Below are 19,800 nucleotides of genomic sequence, written 5' to 3'. Positions count from 1 at the left end.
CTCAGGAACGCGCCGCTGCAGATGCAGCTCGGGAGCGCGCCACCGTAGAGGCTCGGGAGCGCGCCACCGCAGAGGCTCGGGAGCGCGCCGCCCTAGAGGCGGTTCGCGAGCGTGCCGCCGCGGACGCCGTTCACGCGCGTGCCGCTGCAGAGGCTAGGGAGCGTGCTGCTGCAGACGCCAGGGAGCGCGCTTCCGCCATGGCCAGAGATCGGCTCGCGGCCGGCCCAGCCGCCCCGGCACCCGATCGTGCAGCGCCCCAGCCGACAGATCGCGGGCGCGGCTGGCTGTATGCGCGGCCGACTTGAGCCTCCGCCTTGCCGCCGCGCATGACAGCCCTCGCAGAACGTCGTTGCGCTGGGCCTCGCGTGAAGGCGGGTCTCGCGATGCGGCCGATCTTCACCCCGATGCTGCGGCGCCTGATCGAGCGCCGGACCGTGCGCTAAGCCCGCTTGGCGACCGCACGGCGTGGTCCCGACTCAGCAAAGGGAAGCCGCCGCGAGAACCAGGCGACGAGAGCCGGGTCGTCAAGGCCATCTGCGGTGAGAGCGGCGCCGGCGAAATCCTGCTCGCGGGTGTAGACGTTGCTGGCAACCACACACCTCAGTCCGGCGCCGGTGGCAGCCCGAAGTCCGTTCAGCGAATCCTCGACCGCAACGGTCCGGGCAGGGTCGCACGCAGCGTGCTCGATCACGGCTCGATAGACGGCCGGGTTCGGCTTCAGCTCTCGAACCTCGGTCCCGGTCACAACGACCTGAAAGGTGCGCCCGAAAACCTGGTGAAGGAGCGGTTCGACCCAGGCACGAGTGCCGGTGGTCGCGACATGGACCTGAGCCCCGCTGGCCCTGACGTCGGCCACCAGTCGTCGGGCCCCCGGTCGTGGCGGGATCCTGCCCTGGATCACGAGGCCGCGCATGATCTCGGTCTTCTTCTTGTGGAGCTCGGCGGCACGCTCCCGCGCCTCGTCCATTGACCTCCCGCGGCGCTCGAACCAGTAGGTCAGCCGCCGTTCACCGCCCGTGATCTCGAGGAGCTTGCCGTATGTCGGCACGTCCCATCGGTCGAGGAGTCCGGCCGCCTGGAATGCGAGGTTGAAGGCGACCCGGTGCCCGTCGCGCTCGCTGTCGACCAGCGTCCCGTCGACGTCGAAGATGACTGCTTCGAGCCTTTTGTCCTGCCGGCGAGGGATCACGACAGCCCTGCCGATTCGATCGCTACCGCTCGAAGCAACTCGACGCCGGCTGCCTTGCCAGCTTGGTGTCCGTAGAGCCATGACCCAGAGATGAATACGTCGGCGCCGGCAGCTGCAGCCCCCGCGATAGTTGTATCGGTGATACCCCCATCGACCTCCAGTTCGATCGGCAGGCCGGAATCATCGATCATCCGACGCAGGGTGGCGATCTTTGGTTCGACCGACGCGATGTAGGCCTGGCCACCGAAACCGGGATTGACCGTCATCGCAAGCACGAGGTCGGTCTCCTCGAGGACGTGCTCGACGACGTGCGCCGGGGTGTGGGGGTTGAGTGCGACCCCGCTCCGTGCCCCGAGATCGCGGATGCGGGCGAGCGTTCGATGGAGATGGGGGCACGCCTCGGCGTGGACGATGATCAGCTCGCAGCCCGCGTCGACGTACTGACCGAGGAAACGGTCCGGCTCGACAATCATGAGGTGCGCCTCGAACGGAGTATCCGTGGCCGCACGCGCGGCGGCGATGACATCCGGCCCGAAGGTGAGGTTCGGGACGAAGTTGCCGTCCATGACATCCCACTGGATACGGTCGACTCCGGCCTCGACGAGTTCCTTGACCTCGTCGCTGAGACGGCCGAAGTCGGCCGGAAGAACGGATGGCACGATCAGAAGCGGCCGAAGCGCGGTCATGGAGGCCCTTTCTCTTGGGTCCCCATCCCATCCAGAAGTCCGTACCCAGCAAGCACCCCACCGGGTGGACATGAGGGTGAAGAGGCTCGGCGAACGAGGCCGGGAGGGTGAGCGTGCCCGACCACTTCGGGTCGGCGTGGAGCGTTCAGGTACGGCGGCACGGAGTTGCCATCAGCCAAGTCCCCCGTCCGCGTCCCGATCGTCGACCCACGACCCGCGGCCGGAGATCCGAAACGAGCAGGTGGTCTAGGCACATCGACGACCCCGGATGTGCGGGTGCATGGCAGCCGGGGAATCGCACTCGACGAAAGGCGCAACGTCCGCGGCGTACTGGTTGGCTGCTGCCGGGCGCTCATCGCGGACCCGTCTCCCCACGGCTTGGTTGCTCTCGCGGATCAACGGTCTGCCTGAGTCGCCGCACGGTCGACAGATCCAGACCGCTCAGCTTCGCTACGTGGGTGATCGATAGGCGCTCACTGAGTAGCCGCTCGACCGCGGCCGCGGCCGCATGTTCCGCGGCTTCCTTTGCGCGCTCGGCTTCGGTCCGGGCCTCCCACGCCACCTCGACGTCGACCGTGGCCTCATCGATGCGCTGTTGCGGGCCAGCTCGTCCGGGTCCAGCTGACGCCGCCACTCGAGCGCCGCCTTCAACCGGATTTCCCAGGCGCGGTCACGACCGGCCTGCGCCTTTGCCGCGGTGCTCACCGCGACCACCTCTTCCTTGATCCGTGTTCGCGGCCGAGATCACCGCGACGCCTTCACAAGACAGAAGCAACGTCGCCCCCGATCGATCGGACATATCCGCGCCCGACTTCGGACCCAGCGCGCTAGCGAGCACCGCCGCCGCTCACCACCACCAAGCGGACCGTTCACCTGCCTCGCACCCCATGCACTTTCGGTTACACCGTGGCGAATCGCAGCGGAAGCGATCACGCCACGGCGGTTGTTGGGCGCCTCGAATCGGCATCTGCCCACGTCAGGATGGGGGCGGTTGCGGTCGTTAGGCGGCGGTAAGACTGTGAGGATCGCCAACGCGGTCTGATGGTGCTGGGCTGTGGGTTGGTAACCGCGGGTGTGACCCCCGGAAAGACTGGCTTTGTGCCTTGCTGCGACCAGTCCGCTCGTGGTTGCCGGCCCCGGCCCGGTTGGAGGAGCTGGCCTGATCAGGAGCTTGACCACCTGGCGTTAGCGGCGCCGGATGTGTCTCATCACAGTCCTGCCGAACCTCCGTCCCGGACCGGAACCACGTCCCGTCCAGCGAAGGAGAGAACGCATGAACAGTCTGACCGATCTACGCGAGATGGTCGACGTCGTCATCGGCGTCGACACCCACGTCCACACCCACTCCGCGGCCGCGGTCGACACCGCGACCGGAGGCGTCCTCGACGAGATCACCGTCGAGGCGACACCGGAGGGCTATGCCGAGCTCGTGGCGTTCGCCAACAACCACGCCACGTTGCGCGCCTGGGCGATCGAGGGGACCGGCGGCCACGGCGCCGGCCTGAGCCGCCACCTCCTGGAGACATCCGAGATCGTCATCGAGTTGGACCGCCCCAAGCGGGCTGCCCGTCGCAACGGGGCGAAGTCCGATCCCCTCGATGCGATCCGGGCTGCACGGGAAGCGATGGCCCGGCCACGGTTGGGAACTCCGCGCAGCGGGGGCGAACGCCAAGCACTGTCGGTGCTTTTGGCTGCTCGCCGCTCGGCGATCAACGCCTCCACCGAGGCCCAGCAGCAGGTCTTCAGCCTGGTGATTGCCGCACCCGAACCCATCCGAGCCCGGTTCCGCGGTCAGAAGCTTGCCGCGATGCTCAACACTGCCGCGAGCCTGCGGGTGCATGCCTCCTGGGACACCGAGACGACCGCCACTGTGGTGGCGCTGCGGACCTTGGCTCGTCGTGCGCACGCGATGCTGAAGGAGGCACGCGAGCTGCAGAAGACCATGGTGGCCATCATCCGAATCTGGCGTCCCGATCTCCTCGAGGAGTTCGGCGTCGGACCGATCGTCGCAGCGACGGTGTTGTGCGCCTGGTCCCATCCCGGGCGGATCCACTCCGAGGCAACGTTCGCAATGCTCGCCGGCGTGGCACCGATCCCGGCGAACAGCGGCCAAGTCACCACCCGGTACCGACTCAACCGCTACGGCGACCGCCAGCTCAACAACGCACTGCACACCGTGGCGCAGAGCCGAATCCAGTACCAGCAAGCCACCCGCGACTACGTCGCCCGCCGCACCGCCGAGGGAAAGACCCCCCGAGAGATCAAACGCTGCCTTGCCCGCTACGTCGCCCGAGACCTCTACCGCCTACTCGAAAGCGGGGCCACAGCTGCTTGACGAAGCATAGGAGCGTCGCAGCGCCGAGGACGCGTCGAAACGGGCTCGCGCCGCGTACGTCGTCAACCGCCCACACAAGCAGTGCGCCGTGACGTATGCCTTCCACGGCGGCCTCGTGCGTGGCCGACAGGTCGAGCCTCCCGAGCAACAGCGCGACCATCCATACCCAGAGCGCAGGGTTCGGCAGCTCCCACAACGTCAGCCGTCCGTCCGCAGAGCGGAACCACTATGACCCTGAGGCCAGGCGAGAGGGGATCGGGTCGCTCGTCATGGAGGAATTCACATCGCGAAGGTACCCAGGGGCGAGGGCTCGAGTCCGCTTCACGACAGATAGACGCAGGTCGACTGTCACAGGCTCGTGCCGCCGACCCGCCGTCGGTCCGATGCCAACAGGTGGCTCCATGTCAGGCCGCTGACCTTGCGGCAATCCTCGACGCCGACTGGCTCAGGCCCGGGTGCTCGCCGCCCCCGGGCGGCGCCACCTCACTCGCTCCGCGCGAACGAGGCGCGGGCGCTGTGGTCGATCCACGGTTGTGGCGCCTGTTCACACGGTGGTGATGCCGTACTCCTTGAGCCGACGGTAGAGCGAGGAGCGGGCGAGTCCGAGGGCCCTCGCCGCGTGCACCCGGTTGCCCCCGGCCGCCTTGAGGGCGGCGATCACGGCGTCGCGGTCCGCCTGCTCCAGCGGCGACAGCTGACGTCGGGCCGTGGTGTGGCAGTAGCCGGGTAGGTCGGTCGCCTCGATCGTCCCGACGGGCTTCTTGAGCAGCGTGGTGGCCAGTGCGTCACGCATCTGGCGCACGTTGCGTGGCCAGGAGTAGCGGCACACCAGCGCCATCGCCTCGGGGGTCAGCCGCACGTCACGTTGCGGGGCGAGCTCGGTGAGCAGCCGGGTCACCAGGGTCTCGATATCGGCGCTTCGCTGGCGCACCGGCGGCACCGTGACCGACGTCTGGAAGTAGGACAGCAGATCGCGGAAGGGCAGGTCGGACTCCAGTCCCTGGTCCGACAGCGTGGCCGCCACCATCACCCGGGTCTCCGCCTCGACGACAGCCAGCATGAAGCGGGCCAGCCGGTCCACCCCGTCGGTGGTCAGCTCGTCGATGTTGCGGATGACGTAGAGCGTCGGCGCGGTGGCCGCCGCGAGCGCCTCCTCGGCGTCGTCATACGACGTGGTGGAGATGTCCGAGGCGTCGAAGCTGATGCTGCGGCCTCCGCGGTGCACGACGTGGAACAGCTCGGTCAGCAGCGTGAACTTCCCGGTGCCGGTCTCGCCGATCACCAACAATGGCTCGAGGCCGGTGAACGCCCGCTCGATGTCCGCAACCGCCGTGCGCCACGCCGGCGTCCGGCCCTCGGCGATCGGCGCGGGCGAGCCGGCCCGCGGCAGCGGCACCGAGCCGCCGGCGAAGGGTCCGTGCGGTGGCGGCAGCACGTAGTCGGCCAGCGGCTCGGCGTCGGTGCCGAGCCCGGTCTCGGTGGTGGTGCCGAGCGCCGACACGACCGCGACGAGCCCGGCTATGTCACTGCCCACCATGATCCGGGTGCCCCGGATGCGGACCCGCAGCCCCGAGGGGAGCGCGATCTCGTCGGTGGGGGCGACGTGGCGGGCCATCAGGAACCGGGCGTGCTCCTGGAGCACCGACTGGTCCTCGCCGCCGAGGAGGTGCTGGGCCCGGGTGTTCGTCATGACGATGCTGTCGCCGACGGCCACGACAGCCTCGTTTGAGCGGGCGTCGACCCTGAGGTAGGTGTCGAAGAGCGCCTGCTGGCACTGGCTGTGGTCGACCAGCAGGCCCTGCTGGATGCTGCGCGCGGCCGAGCGCACGAGGGAATGCATCAGGGGGCTCGACTGCTCGATCAGGCAACTGATGTCCAAGATCCCCTCGACCCGCCCGGTGAGTGGGTCGCGGATCGGGGCGCCCGCGCAGGCGAACGGCTGGAGCGCCTCCACGAAGTGCTCGGGTCCCTGGATGTGCACGGAGGTCCCCGACTCCAGCACCGTGCCGATCCCGTTGGTGCCGATGGAGTCCTCGGCGTAGCCGAAGCCGGTCGACAGCGAGACCTTGTCCAGCAGGAGGCCAATCGTCCGCGAGGTGTCGGTGCGGCTGAGGACCCGGGCCCGGCTGTCGGTCAACGCGATGCTGAGGGCCAGGTCCGAGGTCTCCTCGCTGAGCCGGGAGATCACCGGCTGGGCGCACCGGACCAGCCGTGAGGTCACGTCCAGGTCGTCGTAGTGGGTAATCGCCAGGGCCTGCTCTCCGACCCCGGCACTTGCGCTGCGCTGCCACGACGCGGCGACCACCTCGGGTACCCCCGGCGGTGCCGACTCGCCCGAGGTGAGGAACGCGGCGCGCGCTGCGGCGATGCGCAGGCGGCGATCGGCCGGGTCGTTCATCGCCGCTCCTCTCCGTGTGGTCCCACTCACATTGAATCAGGTCGATGGCCGGCCGACTGTCCGGATTCTCGGACACTCCGCGCCCTGGGACACCGGCCAGAGTTGCGGCATGGGCAGTGAGGCCCGTCACACGAAGCGCGACAGGGGACAGGGATGAATCACCTCATCAACATCGACAACGGGGGCACGCTCACCGACATCTGCGTTTGGGACGGCGACGGCTTCTCGTTCACCAAGACGCTGACCACGCCGTATGACCTCTCCCAGTGCCTGTTCGACGGCATCGAGAAGGCCTCCGCCGCCCAGTACGGCGAGAAGAACCTGGTCCGGCTGCTCCACCAGACCCAGCACATCCGCTACTCGACCACGCAGGGCACCAACGCCCTCGTGGAGCGCAAGGGACCTGCGATCGGGCTGGTCCTGGAGGACCCGGCGGTGCTCGACGAGCTGCGGGCCACCCCTGAGGCGGCGACGCTCTTCACCGACCTCGTCGGCGACCGGGTCGCGACCATCGACCTCTCGCTCGACCCCGAGGCCCTTGCCTTCGAGCTGGTGCAACAGGTCAACCAGCTCACCACCGACGGCGCCGCCCGTATCGTGGTCGTCGGGGAGTCTCCGGAATCGGAGCAGACGCTGCGGCACATCCTGCTCCGCAAGTTCCCGCGCCACCTGCTCGGCTCGGTGCCGCTGCTCTACAGCTGGGAGCTGGTCGGGGACCGCGAGCGGGACCGCCGCACCTGGTCCAGCATCCTGAACTCGTTCCTGCACCCGGTGATGGAGCGGTTCCTCTACCAAGCCCAGCACCGCCTGCGCAGCCACAAAGTGGCCAACCCGCTGCTGGTCTACCGCAACGACGGGGCCTCGTCCCGGGTGTCGAAGGCGGTCGCGCTCAAGACCTACTCCTCCGGCCCGCGCGGCGGCCTGGAGGGCACCCGGGCCCTCGCCCACAGCTACGGGCTGGCCCACGTTCTGATGATGGACGTCGGCGGGACCACCACCGACGTCGGCTCGGTGGTCGGCGGCGAGATCGCCACCGACGCCCGCGGCGACGTCAAGGGGGTCCCGATCTCCTTCCCGATGAGCAACGTGCACTCGGCCGGGGTCGGCGGCAGCTCCGTCATCGGCGTCTCCGACGGCCAGATCACGGTCGGGCCGCACTCGGTGGGTGCGGCCCCCGGGCCGGCCTGCTTCGGGCTGGGCGGCCAGCAGGCCACGATCACCGACGTCAACCTTCTCCTCGGCGTCCTGGACCCGGCCACCTACCTCGACGGAGAGCTGCGGCTCGACGCCGACCGGGCCCGGACCGTGATCAGCGAGACCGTCGCCGCACCCCTGCGGATCAGCCTCGAGGAAGCCCTGATCCGGATGGAGGCGGCGTACTTCGAGGCGATGGCCGGCGTGATCCGCCACCTGGTCCGCGACGACACCACCCTGGCCGCCTTCGGCGGAGCCGGCCCGATGAGCGCCTGCGGCGCTGCCCGGCTCGCCGGGGCCCACCGAGTGCTGATCCCGCGGATGGCCGCGGTCTTCTCCGCCTTCGGCATCAGCTTCTCCGACATCGGCAAGTCCTACGAAGTCGGGGTGCCGGAGCCGACCGCGCAGGCCGCGATCGCGACGTACGACGACATGGTGGTTCGCGCAGAGCGCGACATGTTCCAGGAGGGCTATGAGCTCGCGGACTGCAGCACCAGCTGGCTGATCACGGCGGAGACCAGCGACGGCCGCCTCGTGGACGTGCGGAGCTACCGGCGCGGCGACCCGGTCGAGGTCGGCGACCACGAGGTCTCGCTCCGCTTGGACGTCGCCGCGTCGCTCCCACACCCCACACTCGTCGAGGCCGCCGAGGTCACGGCGAGCGAAGCGGTGGCGCACGGCACCCGCTCCGTGCGGGCCGAGGCCGACCAAGTGGGCACGGTCAGCGTCTACCTGCTCGACGACCAAGAGCCGGGCGCCGGCGCCGTCGGCCCGGCGATCGTCGAGGGCCCGTTCTTCACCGCCCGCGTCCCCGCCGGCTGGCGCCTCGACGTCACCTCCAACGGCGACCTGATCCTCACCGACACCCACGCCGGCACCGACACCCCCTGAACCGGTCGAACCCAGAAAGGCAGAAGCCATGCGAGTCCCCATGACCGAGTACCTGCTCATCGACCTCGACACCGAACGTTGGGTGTGCCGGGTCTGCGCCCATGACCTCGGCGACGCCCACGGCAACTACAAGCCGGGGACCCTGGTCTACGACCGCGACCCCCGCGAGATCCACCAGCCGATCCTCGACCCCGCGCGCTACGAGTTCACGTTCTCCCCGGACCCGTCGTACTGCCGGATCCTCGAGTTCTACTGCCCGGGATGCGCGACCCAGCTCGAAACCGAGTACGTCCCGCCGGGCCACCCGCCCACGGTCGACATGGTCTGGGACGTCGCCGCGCTGCGCCGCCAGTGGTCCGAGCGAGGGACCGACCCCGAGGAGGTCTTCAACTACGGCCCCGGCGAGGACGCCGAGAAGCACACCGCCCACCACCGGGCCTCCGGCCACATCCGCTGAACGCGAAGGAGACACACGACCATGAAGCGCATCTCCGTCGACATCGGCGGCACGTTCACCGACTGCTTCTTCGTCTGGGACGACCAGTACATCGAAGCCAAGGCCCTGACCACCCACCACAACCTGGCCCTCGGCTTCAACGAGGCCCTCGACCTGGCCTGCAAGCGGGCCGGCCTGGACCGGGGCACGGTCCTGGAGACCGTCGACTCGGTCCGCTACGCCACCACGCTCGGCACCAACGCACTCATCGAGCGCAAGGGGCCGAAGGTGGGCGCGATCGTCACCCACGGCTTCGAGGACACCATCCCGCTGTCGCGAGGCCGAGGGTACGGCGAGGGCCTCGACAACTCCATGCAGCAGAACCTGCCAGCCGCCGAGCGTCCCGAGCCGCTGGTGCCCCGGCACCTGATCCGGTCGGTGCGCGAACGGGTCAACTCGGCCGGGACCGTGGTGGCCCGGCTCGACCCGCGGGACGTGCGCAACGTCGTCCGCGAGCTGGTCGACGCCGGCGCCGAGGCCGTGGTCGTCTCGCTCACCAACGCCACCGAGAACCCCGAGCACGAGCTCCAAATCCAGGAGATCATCCTCGAGGAGTTCCCGGCCCACGAGCTGGGCGCGATCCCGGTGCTGCTCGGCCACCAGGTCTCCGGGCGCAAAGGCGAGTACGTCCGGGCCACGTCGACGATCGTCGACGCCTTCCTGCACGAGATCATGTTCCACGCGCTGAGCCAGCTGTCGAACAACCTGCGGGAGTACGGCTACTCCAAGCCGATGCTGGTGATCCACAACTCCGGCGGCATGGCGCAGATGAACTCGACCGACGCCCTACAGACCATCCACTCCGGCCCGATCGCCGGCGTCGGCGCGGCCGAGCACCTCTCGTCAGAGACCGGTCTCGGCCACGTGATCTCCACCGACATGGGAGGAACCTCCTTCGACATCGGCCTAGTGCCCGAGGGCGGCGTCAAGCACTACGACTTCCTGCCGACCATCGACCGCTGGCTGGTCTCAGTGCCGATGGTGCACCTCGACACCCTGGGTGCGGGCGGCGGCTCGATCGCGTCGTACGACCGGATCCACAACGCCATCAAGATCGGTCCCGAGTCAGCCGGCTCCAACCCCGGACCCGCGTGCTACGACCGCGGCGGCCTCCGCCCGACGGTCACCGACGCGGACCTACTGCTGGGCTACCTCGACCCCGACAACTACGCCAACGGCTACATCAAACTCAACCCGAAGCGTTCGAGGTTCGCGATCGAGGAGACCCTCTGCGACGAGCTCGACCTGGACGTGCTCGAGGTTGTCAAGCAGATCAAACGCGGGGTCGACGAGCAGATGGCGATCGGCATCGGCAAGGAGCTCCGAGTGCGAGGCTACCTGCCCGAGGATTTCACGATGTTGGCCTACGGCGGCAACGGCCCCCTGCACGCCTGCGGCATCGCGAAGCATGCCGGGATCAAGCGCGTGCTGGCCCCGCCGTTCTCGTCGGTCTTCTCCGCGTGCGGTGCCGGCAACATGAAGCAGCTGCACTTCCACGAGCGCGGCGCCCACGTCGTGCTCTACAACGCCACCACCCGCGGCCTCTACGACAAGTACGACGAGTTCAACGCGATCGTGGAGGAGCTCGAGAAGCGCGGCCTGGAGGACCTGGTCCGCCAGGGCTTCGACGCCGAGGACGTGCAGTTCCGCCTCGAGCTGGACATGCGCTACGGCAACCAGCTGCTGACCCAAGCGGTGTCCCTGGAGCTCAACCGGATCAACGGGGTCGGCGACGTCCTCGACGTGATCCGGACCTTCGGAGACGTCTACAGCCACCGGTTCGGTGCCAACTGCGCCGCACCCGAGGCCGGGATCCGCGTCGGGACCATCCGGGTGGCGTCGTTCGTGGACGGCGACGTGGTCCGCTTCGACTCGCTGGAGCACGGCGGGACCCGCACCGTGCCGGAGCCCGTCACCCACCGCGAGGTCCACTTCGTCGACCACGACGGAGCCCTCGCGACGCCGATCTACGACCAGCGCGCGCTTACCCACGGGCACGTGATCCCCGGGCCGGCGATCGTCACGACGGAGAACACCACGTTCCTCGTCGAGCCCGGGTGGCGCCTGGAGCCCACCCAGCAGGGCGCCGTGTGGTTCCTGCAGGACTGACCGGACCGACAACAGGAGAACAGACATGACCGCAATCACGAACGACCCGCAGCCCCTCACCGAGCAGGAGCAGACGTGGGTCGACCAGTTCATGGACGAGACCACGCTCTTCCTGGGTCCCGACCCGGAGATCATGCGCTCGCACAGCATCGCCGGCCGCTCCGTCTACGAGGACGCCTGCATCGCGAAGGGCGTCGATCGGGCGACGGTCGAGCGGGTCCGCAAGCGGGTCGCGGGCGCGCTGGACGAGGGCTACGAGATGTGCGAGGCGCAGGGCGCCGCCCCGGGGGCGAAGTGGGGCGACCTCACCACCGCGATCTACACCGCCGCCGGTGACGTGTCGTATCTGTCCTGCCACGGGGTGATCGCGTTCTCCGCGATCCTGCACCACCCGATCCGTTACATCATGAAGTACTGGAAGGACGAGCCCACCGTGGGCGTCCACCCGGGCGACGGCTTCATCCACAACGACGCCCGGTTCGGCAACGTCCACAACACCGACCAGTCGATGATCATGCCCGTGATGCGGGACGGCGAGATCATCGCCTGGGTCGCCGCCACCATCCACGAGGGCGAGAACGGCGCCTGCGAGCCGGGCGGCATGCCGTCGGGCTCGGAGACGGCTTTCGACGACGGGCTGCGGATGAGCCCTTTCAAGATCGTCGAGAAGGGACACCTGCGCCGCGACCTGCTCACGTTCCTGCAGCACTCGGTGCGCGACCCCAAGCTCCAGCTCGCCGACCTCAAGGTCAAGATCGGCTCAGTCAACCGGATCATGGAGCGCGTCGACGCCCTGATTGACGAGGTCGGCGTCGAGGCGTTCGTGGCCGCGCTGCGGGTGACGATCGAGGACGTCGACGCCGAGGTCCGACGCCGGATCAGCGAGCTGCCCGACGGCACCGTGAGCTTCAACCAGTTCATGGACAGCACGCTGAAGGAGAACATCCTCATCAAGCTGGCCTGCAAGATCCACATCGAGGGCGACAAGATGACTGTGGACCTGCGCGGCACTGGCCCGGAGATCCTGAACCGGGCGATCAACTCCCCGCTGTGCTCGGTGAAATCGATGTTCATGCAGGCGATCCTGGCGTTCTGGTGGCCCGACCTGCCCCGCTGCACCTCGGCGATGAGCTGCATCGAGATCATCTCCGACGAGGGCACCTGGGCCGATGCGTCGTACGACGCCCCGATGGGCCAGTCGCTCCAGGCGTCGTTCCGAGGGTTCTCGGCGTTCCAGTCGCTCTACGGGAAGATGCAGTTCTCCACGCCGAACAAGTACTCCAACGTGGTGGCCAACTGGTTCAACCAGATCAACACGTTCCTGTGGGGCGGCATCACCCAGCACGGCGACACCGTCGGCAACCTGTGCGCCGATCTCAACGGCATGCCGGGCGGGGCCAAGCCGTTCAAGGACGGCGAGGACTCGGTGTCCCCGCTCTTCTGCGCGATGGCCGATACCGCGGAGCAGGAGGTCATGGAGGAGGAGGTGCCCTTCATGCAGCTGGTCTCCAAGCGCCTGGTCCGCGACAACATGGGCTTCGGCAAGTTCACCGGCGGCATGGGCTACGAGATGATCGTCGCCAGCGAGGGCACCCCGCACTGGGGCTTCATGACCGTGACCTCGGGGGCGAAGTTCTCCTCGATCTACGGCATGTTCGGTGGCTACGGCTGCGGCACCTACCCGCTGGCCACGGTCAAGGGCGTCAATGTCTACGACGCCATCCGCGAGGACCCGAGCAAGTTCGACCTCTCGATGGAGAAGGTCATGAACGAGCAGCCGTTCGACGGCGGGAAGTACGCCACGCACCACATGGGCCTGCAGTTCGACGTCGCCAAGGACGGCGAGCTCTACATGATCGCCCAGGGCGCCGGCGGTGGCTACGGTGACCCGCTCGAGCGCGACCCCGAGGCGGTCCTGAAGGACATCGAGCTCAACCGGATCACCGCCAAGGTCGCCCGCGACATCTTCGCGGTGGCCTACGACGAGGCGACGCTGCGCCTCGACGCGGACGCGACGGCCGAGCTGCGGACCCAGGCCCGCCGGGACCGCCTCGGGCGCGGTCGGCCCTACCAGGAGTTCGTCGACTCCTGGGTGACCGAGGAGCCGCCGGCGGACCTTCTGTACTACGGCTCATGGGGCGACGACACCGACGACCTGACCGCCACGATCTTCGAGATCGACGGTCCGCGCCGGGTGAAGGCGCCGATCGGCGAGCTGCCGATCATCATGATCCCGGACCGCCGGGAGCTGAAGATTGCCGAGCTCGAGGCCCAGGTCGCCCGGCTGGAGGCCAAGCACGGCGAGACCGTGCACCGTCTGGCCTGATCCGCCCAGGGGTGGAGGTGCCCCCGGCCGCCTCCACCCCCCAGTTCCCGTTCCTCTCCCTCTGCCCGACCTCCAGGAGTCGACCATGTCCACCACGTTCGACGCGGTGCTGAGCAGCCCGCCCAGCGGCCGAGCCGTGCCGCTGATCCTCGACCACACGTCGTACGGATCCGCCCGGATCCTGCACGGCGCCCCGGTTCCGTGGGCGGACCCCACCCGGTGCCAGAGCTACTTCGCGCAGGCGCAGGGGCTGTTGCGCCCGGACCTCACCCTCGTGGACGTTGGGGCGGCGTACGCACAGCAGCTCGCCGAGCGCTCCGAGCTGGTCGAGGCCATGGGCGCTCGGTCCCGGACCGGCCATGCCGTGCGGACCCTGCTCGCCGACGAGGCGCTCGCCGAGTCCGTGCGCGGGCTCGTCGACGTGCTCGGGTCGGCCAGCCGGCTGCCTCTGGCCCTGCAGATCCCGTCCCCGCTCCGCTGGCTGGCCCTCGCCCAGGCCGCAGCCGGACAGCCCGACCTGGCGGCCATCGAGCCCGACCACGGCGAGTCCGCCGCGATGTACGTCGCCGACTGGCTGCGCCGGTTCGAGACCTGCCCGGTGGCGCTGCTCGTCCTCGACGGCCGCCGTGCCGACGACGCCATTCTGGACAGCCTCGTCGAGGACGACCTGGCGACATACTCGCCGGTGATCAACGCCGCCGACCACTACCGCTGGGGCCTCGCGCTGCGCTCGGACGTCGCGCTGGAGCTGCACGGCCACGAGCGCGGCGCCGTGGTGCCGCCGTCGTTCTGGGTCGACGGCGAGCCGCCCGTCGCGAAGCTCCTGCTGGCCGAGATCCCCGGGGACGCGGAGCCCGAGCTGGTGCTCGCCAGGCTGGCGGCGCTCGGGTGACCGCCGGGCTGGACAAGGTCGTGGCCTCGGCCGCGGCCGCGGTGGCCGACATCGCGTCCGGGTCGACCGTCGCCGTGGGTGGCTTCGGCCTGTGCGGGATCCCGTCGGTGTTGATGGACGCGCTGCTGGACGCGGGGGTCTCGGACCTGGAGGCCGTCGGCAACAACGCGGGCGTGGACGACTGGGGGCTCGGCCGGCTGCTGGCAGCGGGCCGCCTGCGGCGGATGATCGCCTCCTATGTGGGGGAGAACAAGGAGTTCGCGCGGCAGTACCTGTCGGGTGAGCTGGAGGTGGAGCTAACTCCGCAAGGGACGTTGGCCGAGCGGATGCGTGCGGGCGGGTCGGGGATCGCGGCGTTCTTCACCGTGACCGGTGCGGGCACGCAGGTGGCTGATGGGGGTTTGCCATGGCGCTATGACGCGGAGGGCAACGTGGTGGTGTCGAGCCCGCCGAAGCAGACGCAGGTCTTCGAGACCGACCAGGGGCCGAAGGAGTTCGTGTTGGAGCACGCAATCGCGGCGGACTTCGGTCTGGTGCGGGCCTGGAAGGGTGACCGGCACGGCAACCTCGTCTTCCGGGACTCGGCGCGGAACTTCAACCCGTTGGCGGCGATGTGCGGGCGGATCACGATCGCGGAGGTCGAGCACCTGGTCGAGCCCGGAGAGATCGATCCCAACCACGTGCACACGCCGGGGGTGTTCGTGCAGCGGGTGGTGGCGCTGAGCCCGGAGCAGGCAGCGGACAAGCGGATCGAGAAGCGCACCGTGCGACCGCGGACGGAGGCCTGAGATGGCGTGGTCGCGTGAGGAGATGGCGGCGCGGGCCGCCTCGGAGCTGGTCGACGGGTCGTACGTGAACCTGGGGATCGGGCTGCCGACGCTGGTGCCGAACTACGTAGCCGACGACGTGGAGCTGGTGCTGCACTCGGAGAACGGGATCCTCGGGGTGGGTGCCTACCCGCTCGAGGGTGAGGAGGACCCGGACCTGATCAACGCCGGCAAGGAGACCGTCACGTTGCGGCGCGGGGCATCGTTCTTCGACTCCGCGACGTCGTTCGGGATGATCCGCGGCGGCAAGATCGACGCCGCGATCCTGGGGGCGATGCAGGTCTCGAAGAGCGGTGACATCGCGAACTGGATGATCCCCGGGAAGATGGTCAAGGGCATGGGCGGCGCGATGGACCTCGTGCACGGGGCGAAGCGGGTGATCGTGCTGATGGAGCACGTCGCGCGCGACGGGTCCTACAAGATCGTGGACGAGTGCTCGCTGCCCCACACCGGGCGTGGGGTGGTCCAGCGGATCATCACCGACCTGTGCGTCATCGACATCGAGCCCGACGGGCTGCACTTGGTCGAGCTCGCCACCGGCGTCACCGAGGACGAGGTCCGCAAGAAGACCGAACCCACGCTGCACTGACGCGGACATTGGGGGCATACGCGGCTACTAGACGATTCCCGTAGGACCGATGTCTGGCCAGACTCGGTCCAGGTGCTCGGCGGGTGGCTCTCCATGCGGCTGCCCACCCTTGTAGGTCGGGTGTGGCTCTCTTTCGGTCTGCGGCCCGCCGGGCACCGTGACGAGGCGTGGCTCAAGAGGGGACTGCCCTGCTCGTAGTAGCACTGCCCACCTCGCCGTTCCCATCGGCAATCGAGAGCGAGGAAGGCGTCATGACGGGCGTGATCATCGGGGTCGATCCCCACAAGTTGTCGGCGACCATCGAGGTCGTTGATCACCACGAGAAGCTGCTCGGCTCCGGTCGGTTCACCACCGACCAGGCCGGCTACACCGCGATGCGGAGGTACGTCGCAGCGTGGCCAGACCGCATGTGGGCGGTCGAGGGCAGCAACGGCGCCGGCCGGCCATTGGCGCAGCGACTGCTCGAGGCCGGCGAACGAGTCGTCGATGTGCCAGCGAAGCTGTCGGCGCGGGTGCGGCTCTTCGACACCGGCCACAACCGCAAGACCGACGCCCGCGACGCTCACTCGATCGCGGCTGTCGCGGTCCGCACCAAGACCCTGCGGGTACTCCGCGTGGACGGTGAGCTCGAGGCGCTTCGGATGCTCGCCGACCGACGCGAGGAGCTGACCCGCTCGCGGGTCCAGACTGTCAACCGGCTCCAGCGACTGCTGTCCGAACTGCTGCCTGGCCAGGCCAAACGCGACATCACCACCGCCCAGGCCAAGGCGCTGCTTGCCACGGTCCGGCCTCGCGACATCGCCGGCAAGACCCGTCGGCGCATCGCCGCGGAGGAACTGGCCGAGCTCGTCGCGATCGAGGTGAAGATGAAGAAGTCCACCGCCGAGCTGAAGGCCCTGGTCGCTGCGCGCGGGTCACGACTGATGGACCTGCACGGCGTCGGACCCGTCGTCGCCGCACGGACTCTGGCCGACGTCGGCGACGTCACCCGGTTCGCTGATCGAAACCGGTTCGCGTCCTGGACCGGCACCGCCCCTTTGGACGCGTCCTCCGGCGAGCAGATCCGCCACCGTCTGTCCCGGGCGGGCAACCGACGGATGAACCACATGATCCACATCGCCGCGATCAGCCAGATCCGCCTCGAGACCCCCGGCCGCGACTACTACCGACGAAAGCTGGCCGACGGCAAGACCAAGCTCGAAGCGCTGCGCTGTCTCAAGCGCCGGATCTCCGACGCCATCTACCGCCAGCTCGTCGCTGATGCCCAAGCCGCTGAAGGTGCGGGTCCGGGAGGGCACCGCGGGGCGTCACAAGAATCCAGCGCGGTCGACTCGCACCCGCCACATCGACACTTCGGATCAGCCACTCCCGGATCCGCAACACCGACGCTACGCCCGACCACGCCGACCCGGAAGAGGCAACTCAGACCACCCGCTTGACACAGAGGGGAGCCGAAAGGACGCACACGCCCCGCGCTCGGATCGCAGGAGCGCTCCACGCTACGAGGTAGCCGGAGCGTGTGTGCGATGTCTATACGCAGCGGTTGCGACGAGGACGACCGGCGCGATCCAACTGCGGCTGAACCACAGGGGAGCCTGACCCGGTTCTCCGGACACGGTTGGTTGGTTGATCATGCCGCCGGTTCGGCGGCTGTGTGAAGGGCTTCGAACTCCACGGGGCTGAGCATGCCCAGGCTGGTGTGCCGGCGCCGCGGGTTGTACCAAGCCTCGATCCACTCGAAGATCGCGCCGCCGAGCTCGTNCGCCCCCGGCGGCGCCACCGCCACCGGCATCGGCGGCGGCAGCAGCCACGAGGGCGCAGGTGGCGGGACGATCACGATCGGTCCGGACGCCGTGGTGGTCGCAACCGCGGGCTATGGTTCGAGCTCGGTGGTGGGGGCGAACGACTTTCCGCCGGCCGGGTCGGTGGTCAACGAGGGCAGCTTGACCCTGCACGGCGACCACACGGTCCAAGGGATGTTCACCAACGAGGCAACCGGTGTGATCACCCTGCACAACCGCCTCGGCGGAGGCGGGTGGGTGACCAACCACGGCACCATCCTCGTCGCCACCGGCGCCCAGGTCGACTACACCCGGACCACCGTCAGCGACCACGCCTACGTCATCGGCTACGACCTCAACGGCGTGACCGGCACCCCACCCGCCATCCAGCAGGTCTGGGCCGCCAGCTACACCCAGGGCCAGGTCACCATGCCGCCCCCACCACCGGGCTACGCCTGGTACACCGCCCGCAGCCACGGGACACCGGTCTTCGCCACCACCGACCTCCCCTCCCAGTACGGACCCCTCGTCGCCGGACCACCTGAGAGCCAGACCACCGGCTGGCGCAAGGAGCCTGACCCGGTTCTCCGGACACGGTTGGTTGGTTGATCATGCCGCCGGTTCGGCGGTGGTGTGAAGGGCTTCGAACTCCACGGGGCTGAGCATGCCCAGGCTGGTGTGCCGGCGCCGCGGGTTGTACCAAGCCTCGATCCACTCGAAGATCGCGCCGCCGAGCTCATCGACGCTCTCCCAGGACTGCTGATCGAGCAGCTCGCGCTGCATGGTCGACCAGAACGACTCGATCATCGAGTTGTCCACCGACGAGGCAACCCTGCCCATGGATCCGAGCAGACCGGCGTCGCGGAGCCGGTGGCCGAACACCCAGCTGGTGTACTGGCTGCCGCGGTCGGAGTGGACGATCGTGCCCTCTGGTCGTCGGCGCCAGGTCGCCATCTGCAGGGCGTCGACGACCAGGTCAGATCGCATGTGGTCGGCGATCGACCAGCCCACCACGACGCGGCTGAAGACATCCAGGACCGCGCAGCAGTAAACCTTCCCGCCCCGGGTGGGGTGCTCGGTGATGTCGGTGCACCACCGAGCACCCCACCCGGGGCGGGAAGGTTTACTGCTGCGCGGTCCTGGATGTCTTCGGCCGCGTCGTGGGGGGCTGGTCGATCGCCGACCACAAGCGATCTGACCTGGTCGTCGACGCCCGGCAGATGGCGACCTGGCGCCGACGACCAGGTCAGATCGCATGTGGTCGGCGATCGACCAGCCCACCACGACGCGGCTGAAGACATCCAGGACCGCGCAGCAGTAAACCTTCCCGCCCCGGGTGGGGTGCTCGGTGATGTCGGTGCACCACAAACGATCCGGCCCCTCGGCAACGAACTTGCGTTGCACGAGATCCTCATGGACCGCCGCAGCCGGCCGGTGCCGCCGCTTCGGACGGTGGCTGATCCCGGCCAGCCGGAGCATCCGCAACAGCCGCGCGACCCGCTTGCGGCCCACCTTGATGCCCATCCCGAGCCGCAGCTCGGCGTGGACCCGTGGGGAGCCATAGGAGCGGCGTGACAGGTCGTGGATGTCGAGGATCGTGTTCGCCAGGTAGGCGTCCTCGAGGTCGCGTTCCGACGGCGGCTNGGCCAGCCGGAGCATCCGCAACAGCCGCGCGACCCGCTTGCGGCCCACCTTGATGCCCATCCCGAGCCGCAGCTCGGCGTGGACCCGTGGGGAGCCATAGGAGCGGCGTGACAGGTCGTGGATGTCGACGATCGTGTTCGCCAGGTAGGCGTCCTCGAGGTCGCGTTCCGACGGCGGCCGCTTGGCCCACTCGTAGTAGCCCGATCTGGACACGTTGAGCACCCGGCAGGTCACCGCGACGTCGAAGCCGTCGGCGGCGAGCTCTCGGACCAGCCGGTACCTCATTTTGGGAGCACGTTCTCCTTGGCGAACAGTGCCGCGGCTCGCTTGGTGATCTCCAGCTCCATCTCCAGGCGCCGGTTCTCCCGACGCAGCCGGACGAGCTCCTCGCGCTCGTTGCTGGACAGGCCCTCCTTGCGGCCGGTGTCGACGTCGTCTTGGGA

General features: G+C 68.9%; 14 protein-coding genes and 1 pseudogene. 10 read left to right on the top strand and 5 right to left on the bottom strand.

The features are described 5' to 3' along the window. Positions 1–439: 439 nt before the first annotated feature. Complete coding sequence (locus H0488_RS12940) at positions 440–1,189, bottom strand: HAD-IA family hydrolase (RefSeq protein ID WP_312856323.1); 750 nt, start codon at positions 1,187–1,189, stop codon at positions 440–442. Then, positions 1,186–1,875, bottom strand: coding sequence for a ribulose-phosphate 3-epimerase (gene rpe / locus H0488_RS12935; RefSeq protein ID WP_183099690.1), 690 nt, complete (start codon positions 1,873–1,875; stop codon positions 1,186–1,188). Before rpe ends, H0488_RS12940 begins: the two co-directional genes overlap by 4 nt. Before the next feature lie 1,273 nt (positions 1,876–3,148). Between rpe and H0488_RS12930 the strand changes: the two genes are divergently transcribed. After that, a complete protein-coding gene (locus tag H0488_RS12930) occupies positions 3,149–4,210 on the top strand; it encodes an IS110 family RNA-guided transposase (protein WP_183099689.1) in 1,062 nt (353 codons plus the stop codon). A gap of 544 nt (positions 4,211–4,754) precedes the next feature. Here H0488_RS12930 and H0488_RS12925 read toward each other — a convergent pair. Further along, positions 4,755–6,608 carry a sigma-54-dependent Fis family transcriptional regulator gene (locus tag H0488_RS12925; protein WP_183099688.1) on the bottom strand — a complete coding sequence of 618 codons (1,854 nt, stop codon included), beginning with the start codon at positions 6,606–6,608 and terminating at the stop codon, positions 4,755–4,757. Between the two features lie 153 nt (positions 6,609–6,761). Between H0488_RS12925 and H0488_RS12920 the strand changes: the two genes are divergently transcribed. The 8 genes from H0488_RS12920 to H0488_RS12885 all read left to right on the top strand — a co-directional run bounded on the left by H0488_RS12920 (position 6,762) and on the right by H0488_RS12885 (position 17,371). Further along, entirely contained in the window at positions 6,762–8,693 is a 1,932-nt protein-coding gene (locus tag H0488_RS12920; RefSeq protein ID WP_183099687.1) for a hydantoinase/oxoprolinase family protein, read from the top strand. A gap of 28 nt (positions 8,694–8,721) precedes the next feature. Next, the gene (locus H0488_RS12915; RefSeq protein ID WP_183099686.1) at positions 8,722–9,150 is read left to right on the top strand and encodes an acetone carboxylase subunit gamma; all 429 of its coding nucleotides are present in this window, start codon (positions 8,722–8,724) and stop codon (positions 9,148–9,150) included. Between the two features lie 21 nt (positions 9,151–9,171). Continuing rightward, positions 9,172–11,298, top strand: a complete 2,127-nt coding sequence (locus tag H0488_RS12910) for a hydantoinase/oxoprolinase family protein (RefSeq protein ID WP_183099685.1) — start codon at positions 9,172–9,174, stop codon at positions 11,296–11,298. Positions 11,299–11,323: 25 nt separating this feature from the next. Continuing rightward, positions 11,324–13,624, top strand: a complete 2,301-nt coding sequence (locus H0488_RS12905; RefSeq protein ID WP_183099684.1) for a hydantoinase B/oxoprolinase family protein — start codon at positions 11,324–11,326, stop codon at positions 13,622–13,624. 85 nt (positions 13,625–13,709) lie between these two features. Further along, positions 13,710–14,516, top strand: coding sequence for a hypothetical protein (locus H0488_RS12900; RefSeq protein WP_183099683.1), 807 nt, complete (start codon positions 13,710–13,712; stop codon positions 14,514–14,516). Positions 14,517–14,524: 8 nt separating this feature from the next. Beyond that, complete coding sequence (locus H0488_RS12895) at positions 14,525–15,304, top strand: CoA transferase subunit A (RefSeq protein WP_183099692.1); 780 nt, start codon at positions 14,525–14,527, stop codon at positions 15,302–15,304. Between the two features lies 1 nt (position 15,305). Then, positions 15,306–15,932: a 3-oxoacid CoA-transferase subunit B gene (locus H0488_RS12890; RefSeq protein WP_183099682.1), complete on the top strand. Its 627-nt coding sequence runs from the start codon at positions 15,306–15,308 to the stop codon at positions 15,930–15,932. Between the two features lie 251 nt (positions 15,933–16,183). After that, a complete protein-coding gene (locus H0488_RS12885) occupies positions 16,184–17,371 on the top strand; it encodes an IS110 family RNA-guided transposase (RefSeq protein WP_220794536.1) in 1,188 nt (395 codons plus the stop codon). Between the two features lie 191 nt (positions 17,372–17,562). On the opposite strand, the pseudogene H0488_RS25265 reads toward H0488_RS12885, so the two are convergent. After that, positions 17,563–17,691 (bottom strand): annotated as a pseudogene (locus H0488_RS25265) (IS3 family transposase); the annotation flags it as partial. Positions 17,692–17,875: 184 nt separating this feature from the next. Between H0488_RS25265 and H0488_RS24130 the strand changes: the two are divergent. Then, positions 17,876–18,322, top strand: a complete 447-nt coding sequence (locus tag H0488_RS24130) for a hypothetical protein (protein WP_246372027.1) — start codon at positions 17,876–17,878, stop codon at positions 18,320–18,322. Here H0488_RS24130 and H0488_RS12875 read toward each other — a convergent pair whose 3' ends face one another. Beyond that, on the bottom strand, positions 18,323–19,642 hold the full coding sequence (locus H0488_RS12875) for an IS3 family transposase (RefSeq protein WP_183099680.1): 1,320 nt from the start codon (positions 19,640–19,642) through the stop codon (positions 18,323–18,325). Positions 19,643–19,800: the final 158 nt, after the last annotated feature.

The sequence above is a fragment of the Nocardioides pelophilus genome (assembly GCF_014180685.1).
GTDB classification, from domain to species: domain Bacteria; phylum Actinomycetota; class Actinomycetes; order Propionibacteriales; family Nocardioidaceae; genus Nocardioides; species Nocardioides pelophilus.
Note: the sequence above shows the minus strand (reverse complement) of the source record. Positions and strands in the feature narration are given on the sequence as shown.

Excerpts from the sequence above, each read along its gene's own strand:
- rpe (WP_183099690.1), bottom strand. The coding sequence starts at position 1,875 with ATGACCGCGCTTCGGCCGCTTCTGATCGTGCCATCCGTTCTTCCGGCC.
- H0488_RS12930 (WP_183099689.1), top strand. The coding sequence starts at position 3,149 with ATGAACAGTCTGACCGATCTACGCGAGATGGTCGACGTCGTCATCGGC.
- H0488_RS12925 (WP_183099688.1), bottom strand. The coding sequence starts at position 6,608 with ATGAACGACCCGGCCGATCGCCGCCTGCGCATCGCCGCAGCGCGCGCC.
- H0488_RS12920 (WP_183099687.1), top strand. The coding sequence starts at position 6,762 with ATGAATCACCTCATCAACATCGACAACGGGGGCACGCTCACCGACATC.
- H0488_RS12915 (WP_183099686.1), top strand. The coding sequence starts at position 8,722 with ATGCGAGTCCCCATGACCGAGTACCTGCTCATCGACCTCGACACCGAA.
- H0488_RS12910 (WP_183099685.1), top strand. The coding sequence starts at position 9,172 with ATGAAGCGCATCTCCGTCGACATCGGCGGCACGTTCACCGACTGCTTC.
- H0488_RS12905 (WP_183099684.1), top strand. The coding sequence starts at position 11,324 with ATGACCGCAATCACGAACGACCCGCAGCCCCTCACCGAGCAGGAGCAG.
- H0488_RS12900 (WP_183099683.1), top strand. The coding sequence starts at position 13,710 with ATGTCCACCACGTTCGACGCGGTGCTGAGCAGCCCGCCCAGCGGCCGA.
- H0488_RS12890 (WP_183099682.1), top strand. The coding sequence starts at position 15,306 with ATGGCGTGGTCGCGTGAGGAGATGGCGGCGCGGGCCGCCTCGGAGCTG.
- H0488_RS12885 (WP_220794536.1), top strand. The coding sequence starts at position 16,184 with ATGACGGGCGTGATCATCGGGGTCGATCCCCACAAGTTGTCGGCGACC.